Here is a 6,847-nt window from a genome sequence, read left to right as displayed (position 1 = left end):
CATGAAAAAGACGTACCACAGAGGTCACTCGTAGAAGACGAGTTCGATAGACTCGGGGTGTGCGCACCGAGGCAACGAGGTGTTGAGCCCACGAGAACTAACAGACCAAGCCACAATCATACTATGCACTGACCCATTGTAATGGGTCCAGGCGCAAACTGGATTGCACGTATTCACACGATCGTACGGACCGTTCGACCGACTTGGACTTGCAGTGGTTCGACTCCACTGGTCGGCGTTACGGCGGCCATAGCGACGAGGTTCCACCCGTACCCATCCCGAACACGGAAGTTAAGCTCGTCTGCGTACCACGCAGTACTGGAGTGGGAGACCCTCTGGGAGTCGTGGTTCGCCGCCCCTATTCATGGGTGATTCCGCTGGAATCACCCTCATACCGTGATCCACACGGATCACACTCATACCAAGCCCGCAAGCGATAGCTATCGCTTGTGGGCTTTTTGTATTTATACAAGGCGCCAGCTCTCGTCGACCGGACGTGACGACTCCCACGCCGTTCCGGCTACAGTTCCGACACCGTCGCCTCCACGGTCGTCGCACAGCCGTATGTGGCCTCGACGACCGACTCGGGCAACACCTCGTTCTCGTACCGACTCGCGAGCGCTGCGGTCAGCGCGTCCCGCACGCAGGCTCGCGCCGCCCGCCCGACAGCGGTCGACGCGCCCGAAAACCGCGCCGGCTCCCCGGAGGGATCGCTGCCGACGATCACGGCATCGCTCGTCGTCCCGGAAAAGCCGGTCAGTCGGAGGAGGGTTGCCGTCTTCGCCTCGGTGACGACCGCGACGAGGTTGGCGAGCGCGCCCGCCGAGAGGTCACGCTTCGTGGTGGCGATGATGTTGATCGTCCCCGGTCGGAACGTCTCGTCGGGGTCGGCGGGGTACGTTTCGGGTCGACGCGCCGCTGGGAGCGTCGACGGATTCGAGACGCCCGCGGTGACGACCACTTCGACGGGATCGAGGCTCGCCCGTCGGGCGTGCCGCTGGTCGACGCCCGTCAGCAGCACCGGCCCTGGCGTGTCGAAGCCCGCTTCGGCGAGCCGGCCGTCGGCGTAACCCCGGAGATCGGTCTCCGTCCAGCCTTCGGGGACGGTGATGTTGTAGGCGGCTGCCGCGTGGTGGCTGCCTCCGTCGAACCCCGTCGACAGCCACTCCAGCGTCGGGGTGCGGAGTTGGCAGACGTTCGATCGCACGGTCGGCTGGAGGATGCGGTCGGTCACGTGGCCGAGAGATTGCGGTCGACAGCCCCTGTACGTGTCGGTTCCGCCGCGTCGACGGAGCGATGAGACCGCTAGGCTTAAGAACGTCTCAACAGTAATTCGGGTTGCGCCAAGGTGGCAGAGTCTGGCCGAACGCATCCGCCTGCAGAGCGGAACCCCCGCCGGTTCAAATCCGGCCCTTGGCTTCTTGCTACGAACAATACCCCAGTAGCGGAAGCCATACGAATTTGAACCCTGAGAGACGAACGGAGTGAGTCTCTCTTCGGTTCAAATCCGGCCCTTGGCTCTTCTGACGGTGTTCACCGAAGTCCGAGAGCCATCCGACTGTGGTCGAACGCTGAGAGTGCGTTCGGTACTTCTTGGGCCTACGAGACGATCTCCGCGGGCGGCGCGAGGTCCCGTCGACCGCCGGCCGTGATGATGAACAACACGAGCAGGCCGACGCCGTAGGCGGCCATCAGCGGCACCGTGACGAGGAACATGGTCGTGATGTCGGCGGGGGTGAGCAGCGCGCCGACAGTCAGCAGTGCGATCGTCACCTCGCGCCACCGGGATCGCATCGCCCGGTAGGGGACGCCGGCGTTGTTGAGCAGGACCATCAGGATCGGGAGGTCAGCCAGCAGGCCGATGCCGGCGGTGGTGAAGATGATGAGCCAGAAGAAGTCGTTGACCCGGTAGGTGATCAGCATCTTGGCGGCGGTCGCATCGGCGACGAGATAGGAGATTACCGCGGGGGCGATATAGAAGTAGCCCAGCGCAAAGCCACCGAGGAGCCCCGCGGTCAGCGAGCCGACCCACAGGAAGACGACCCGCTGGTGGCCCCGGACGGCCCCCAACTCCTTCAGCGCGGGCCAGGCGTAGTAGGCCGCCATCGGCAACACCGCCAGCACGCCGATCAGCACCGAGACTTTGACAATAAACAGGATCGCCTCGACGGGGTGGAGGGTGATGATTTCGAGTGTCGTCTCGTCGACCAACTGCGGCGGCATCCGGCTCAGGAAGTTCTCACGGACGACCCCCAGCCCGCCGACGTAGAACGCCATGAACGTCGCCACCATGGCGGCGAGGAACGTCACCACGAGCCGGAAGGACCGCGAGCGGAGCGCCCCGAGGATGAACACGATATCGGTGTAGTAGCCGCCGATATCGTCGGTGTCGGTCTCGCCGTCGGTGAATTCCGAGAGGAACGAGTCGCCGGCCCGCTCGGCGCGGTCGCCGAGGTCGCCCTCTTCTTCGGCAGCGGCTTCGGCGGCCGCCTCGCGTTCGGCCTCGGTCTCGTCGAACCGGTCGACGATAGCTCGGGCCTTCTCGGGGTCGTCGGCCTCCAAGGCTTGACTGGCCATCGCCATTGCCTCGTCCTCCTCGAGGTCGACGAACGCCTCCGGAGGTGCGGCGCGAATCCCCGCGGCGTCGAGCTCCGAGAGGTCGATCGCGGTCGGATCGCCGAGGTTCGTCTCGATCACGTCGGCGTCGAGTTCGGCGTAGACGAAGTAGGCCAGCCCGACCAGCACGAGCGTGAGACTCAGGAGCCCACCGTAGAGCCCGATTGCCACGTCCGGGGCGACACCGAGCCCCGCTCCGGCTGGCAGGAGTCGGTAGCTCGTGGCGATCGTCCACGGGCCGACAGCGAGCTGTCGACTCAACAGCCCGTTGACGGCATCGACGCCGCCGTAGGTGTAGAACGCATAGACAGCCCCGAACCCGCCGACGATGAGTCCCGCGAGGCTGTTCCAGTGTCGGCGGGCCGCCCCCGGGATGTCGATCCGTTCGCTGCCGCGTTTGGCGGTGACGACGACCTTGGCCAGATAGAGGCTCAGGCCGTAGAGGACGATCAGCGGCGCGGCCCACATGATCTGGGTGAACGGATCCGGCGGCGAGAAGAAGGCGCCGAAGACGAACATCCCGAGGACGGCGTACCGCCACTTGTCGCGGAACGTCTCGTAGGGGACGATTTCGGCGTACGACAGGCCGGTAATCGCCAGCGGCATCTGGGCGGCCAGCCCGAAGGAGATCGTCAACAGGACGATAAACTCCGTCCACAGCACGATCGAGTAGCTCGGGTTCAGTCCGGCATCGAAGCCGAAGCCAGCCAGAAACCCGAACATGACGGGGAAGAAGACGCGGTAGCCGTAGGCCGCGCCGCCGGCGAACAGGCCGGCCGCAAACAGCCCGATCACGGCGATTTTCCACCGCGCGACGGGCGTCTGTGGCCACCAGCCGCGGGTCCGGAGGGCGTCGCGGGCGAAATACAGAAACGCCGGTAGAGCGAGGATGATCCCGATAATGAGGCCGATCTTGGCCTGCAGCAAGATCACGTCGAAAGGGGTCTGGGCGATGACCTCGAAGCTCTCACCGACGTCGTCGGCCATCCGAGATTTGGTCACGTCGTAGAGGAACTCCCAGATGTAGAGTCGAAGCGCATAAAATGTCCCGATGAAGCCGATCAGAAAGACGATAAAGACCTTCTGGAGGTCCTTCTGGGCGGCTCGTAGCATCGCACGAGCGGTGGCTGTCGTCTCACCAAGCTGTCGCCTGGTGTCCGCATCGAGCGCGCTAGACATGACTGTAGGAAGCCGACTCGCCGTTATCAACTTTTTCTCTCGCCCACGCGGTGGCCCTCCGGTCGACCGGTGGGTCACCCGTTGGCTACTGCGCCGGCCGGATCGGAAAAGGCCTATAACGACACGGGAATCTACTACAACCGTATGGCCGAGTACCCCGACTCGCCGGATTCCGACCCGCCGTCGACCGACGGCGGGACCGCACAGTCGGGGTTACCGGCAGAGGAGACGCCGCCGACCGACGGGACCGACACGCCCAGCGTCGACGACGGGTTGGTGAGCGACGGCCCCGAGTCCGACGAGGAGATGCCGCTTGCGGACCACATCGAGGAGATGATGAAGCGGCTCGGCGTCGTCTTTCTGGTCGCCGGGATCGTGATGATCGTCGTCTACCCGTTCGCCGGTGACACCATCAACTTCCTGTGGGCCTCCCACATCCCGGAGGCTGCGACCAATCGCCCCCGGCTCTACGGCCCGCTGGAGTTCATCCTCACGAAGCTGAAAGTCGCCGGCCTCGCGGGGTTGGTGGTCGGACTGCCGGTGTTCGTCTACCAGACCTACCGCTTCATGCGGCCCGGCCTCTACCCGACCGAGCGCCGTTACTACCTCGCGTCGGTGCCGACGAGCCTCGTGTTGGGGGTCCTCGGCGTGTTGTTTGCCCACTTCCTCGTGTTGCCCTTCATCTTCGAGTACTTCACCCAGTACACCGGTGATGCGGCGACGGTCGCCTACGGGCTCCAGGAGACGTTTAATCTCATTTTGATCCTGATGGGGTGGATGGCGCTCATCTTCCAGATTCCGCTGTTCATCATGCTTGCGATCATGATGGGGCTGGTCACCCGGCAGTGGCTGGAGGCCAAACGTCTCGTCTTCTGGGGGGCGTTCCTCGGGATCGCCTTCCTCTTTAGCCCCGATCCGACCGGGATGGCCCCCATCATCGTCACCCTGACGATGGTCGGGCTCTTCGAGGGGACCCTCGCGTTGCTCCGGTGGACCGGCAACTAGGCGTCCTGGAGCTGTCGACGCAGTTCGTCGGCGTCGACCTCGTATTTGAACGCGGGCCAGCCGTCGACGAAGACGTAGGGGACCCGCTCGCCGTATTCGGCCCGGAGCGTCTCGTCTTCGTCGACGTCGACCTCGGTGATCGTGACCGGGGTCTCGACCGTGTCGGCGACCGCTTCGATGGTCGCTTTCGCTTCCTCACAGAGGTGACAGTCGGTCCGGGTGTAGATCGTCACGTCGACTGGAGCTACCATACATCCGTTCGGCCCGGCTGGAAGGCAAGCGTTACGACCTGTCGACGAGAGGGAGGAACATGGGACGGCTGCTGTTGGTCCGGCACGGCGAAACCGAGTGGAACCGCGAGCGCCGGGTTCAGGGGTGGGCTCCGGTTCCGTTGGCCGACCGCGGCCACGAGCAGGCCGCGGCGCTGGCCGAGCGGCTCGCCGACCGATACGCGGTCGACCGGTTGCTCGCCTCGGACCTCCGCCGGACCCTCGAAACCGCCCGGCCCATCGCCCGAGCGGTCGACTGCGAACTCGGAACCGACCGCCGCTGGCGGGAGCGGGATTTCGGCGTCCTGCAGGGGCTCGACTACGGCGAGTTGTTCCTCGGCTATCCCGAATACACTTTGAGCGAGGTCGGCTACACGGCCGCCGAGGCCCGCCCCGAGGGCGGCGAGAGCCTCCTCGACCAGCGAAAGCGGGTGCTGGCGGCGGTCGAGGACCTCCGCGACTCCCTCGGCGCCGACGAGACGGCGGTCGTCGTCACCCACGGCGGCCCGCTGTATCTGGTGCTCGGCGCAGTGCGGGGCCTCGACATTCGGGCGACGGTTCTCGATCAGGAACAGGGAAACTGCGCGATCAACGAGTTAGTCGTCGACGGGGATCGGATCGAGGTTGTCGTCGAAAACGACACCGGTCACCTCGCCGCCGATACGGCCTGATCAGTTCGAGGGGTACTGCTGGTCGAACACTGCCTCCGCCTCCGACTCGTCGTCGGCCGCCGGGCTCACGCTGCCGGTCCGGTAGCCATGCAGGTCGAGGGTGACGTGGTCGAAGCCGAGGTCGGTGAGGTGTTCGCGGGCCGCGCGGGCGAACTCCGGGTCGAGGGCCGCCGCCAATTCGTCGGGGTCGACCTCGATCCGGGCGAGGCCGTCGTGGTCCCGCACCCGGAACTGCTCGAAGCCCCACGTTCGGAGCAGCCGTTCGGCCTTTTCGATCCGCGTGAGTTTGGTCTCGGTGACGTCGAGCCCGGTGGGGATCCGCGAGGAGAGACAGGCCATCGCGGGTTTGTCGGCGACCGACAGCCCACGGTCCTCGGCGATCGCCCGGACCTCGGCCTTGGTGATGTCGTGGTCGAGCAGCGGCGAGCGTACCGAGAGTTCCTCGACGGCCCGGAGGCCGGGGCGGTGGCCCTCGCCGGGATCCGAGGCGTTGGTGCCGTCACAGACGGTCTCGATGCCGAGTTCGCGGGCGGCCTCGTACATCTTGCCGAGCCGCATCGTCCGGCAGTGGTAACAGCGGTCGCCGTCGTTGTCGACGAAGTCGGGGTTGTCGAGTTCGGAGAAGGCGACGACCTCGTGGCGGATGCCGATCTCGTCGGCGACCGCTCTGGCGTCGTCGAGTTCGGCCGCCGGTAGCGTCTCGCTTCTGGCCGTGCAGGCGACCGCCCGATCGCCAAGGGCCTCGTGGACCAGCGCCGCGACGACCGCCGAGTCAACGCCGCCCGAGAAGGCGACGAGGACGCCCTCGCAGTCGGCGAGATCGTCCCGCAGGGCTGCGGCCTTTTGACTAGGAGTCATAGCCCGACCTAGACGCCCCGGGGCAAAAGCCCGTTGTTCGTGTGATTCTCTCGCGATTGGCCGTGGCCATAACCCTCATACCATTGGATACCATTCACACGGCCGGGTAGTGACAGACAGCCAATAACTGTCGACCACCGTCGGACTGCTGTGGACCACCACACTCCAACGCCGTGGGCCGATGGTGCCGCGTGACCGACCGTTCGTGCTGGTGTCGCTGCCCGGCTTCGGCCACCTGTGGGGCGCCCG

The 6,847-nt window shown here is 65.6% G+C and carries 5 protein-coding genes, 1 tRNA gene, 2 rRNA genes and 1 pseudogene; 5 read left to right on the top strand and 4 right to left on the bottom strand.

Translation table 11 applies throughout. From position 1 onward, the window contains the following. Positions 1–121: ribosomal RNA gene (locus NKJ34_RS11175) — 23S ribosomal RNA — on the top strand; the annotation flags it as partial. A 118-nt stretch (positions 122–239) separates the two neighbouring features. Continuing rightward, positions 240–361: ribosomal RNA gene (gene rrf / locus NKJ34_RS11170) — 5S ribosomal RNA — on the top strand. A 159-nt stretch (positions 362–520) separates the two neighbouring features. Here the strand turns inward: rrf and NKJ34_RS11165 are convergent. Next, positions 521–1,234 carry an adenosylcobinamide amidohydrolase gene (locus tag NKJ34_RS11165; protein WP_321169455.1) on the bottom strand — a complete coding sequence of 238 codons (714 nt, stop codon included), beginning with the start codon at positions 1,232–1,234 and terminating at the stop codon, positions 521–523. Between the two features lie 108 nt (positions 1,235–1,342). On the opposite strand from NKJ34_RS11165, the gene NKJ34_RS11160 reads away from it, so the two are divergent. After that, positions 1,343–1,419, top strand: a tRNA-Cys gene (locus tag NKJ34_RS11160). Between the two features lie 180 nt (positions 1,420–1,599). On the opposite strand, the gene tatC (NKJ34_RS11155) is transcribed toward NKJ34_RS11160, so the two are convergent. Continuing rightward, a complete protein-coding gene (gene tatC / locus NKJ34_RS11155) occupies positions 1,600–3,795 on the bottom strand; it encodes a twin-arginine translocase subunit TatC (RefSeq protein WP_253738376.1) in 2,196 nt (731 codons plus the stop codon). 189 nt (positions 3,796–3,984) lie between these two features. Between tatC (NKJ34_RS11155) and tatC (NKJ34_RS11150) the strand changes: the two are divergent. After that, positions 3,985–4,800 (top strand): annotated as a pseudogene (tatC, locus tag NKJ34_RS11150) (twin-arginine translocase subunit TatC); the annotation flags it as partial. Here tatC (NKJ34_RS11150) and NKJ34_RS11145 read toward each other — a convergent pair. Further along, positions 4,797–5,051 carry a glutaredoxin family protein gene (locus tag NKJ34_RS11145; protein WP_253738375.1) on the bottom strand — a complete coding sequence of 85 codons (255 nt, stop codon included), beginning with the start codon at positions 5,049–5,051 and terminating at the stop codon, positions 4,797–4,799. The pseudogene tatC (NKJ34_RS11150) and the gene NKJ34_RS11145 sit on opposite strands and share 4 nt — an antisense overlap. A 59-nt stretch (positions 5,052–5,110) precedes the next feature. Between NKJ34_RS11145 and NKJ34_RS11140 the strand changes: the two genes are divergently transcribed. Beyond that, positions 5,111–5,740, top strand: coding sequence for a histidine phosphatase family protein (locus NKJ34_RS11140; protein ID WP_253738374.1), 630 nt, complete (start codon positions 5,111–5,113; stop codon positions 5,738–5,740). Here NKJ34_RS11140 and larE read toward each other — a convergent pair whose 3' ends face one another. Then, on the bottom strand, positions 5,741–6,598 hold the full coding sequence (larE, locus tag NKJ34_RS11135; protein WP_253738373.1) for an ATP-dependent sacrificial sulfur transferase LarE: 858 nt from the start codon (positions 6,596–6,598) through the stop codon (positions 5,741–5,743). It lies immediately after the preceding gene. Between the last annotated feature and the right edge of the window lie 249 nt (positions 6,599–6,847).

It is taken from the genome of Halohasta salina, assembly GCF_024178165.1.
Taxonomy (GTDB): domain Archaea; phylum Halobacteriota; class Halobacteria; order Halobacteriales; family Haloferacaceae; genus Halohasta; species Halohasta salina.
Note: the sequence above shows the minus strand (reverse complement) of the source record. Positions and strands in the feature narration are given on the sequence as shown.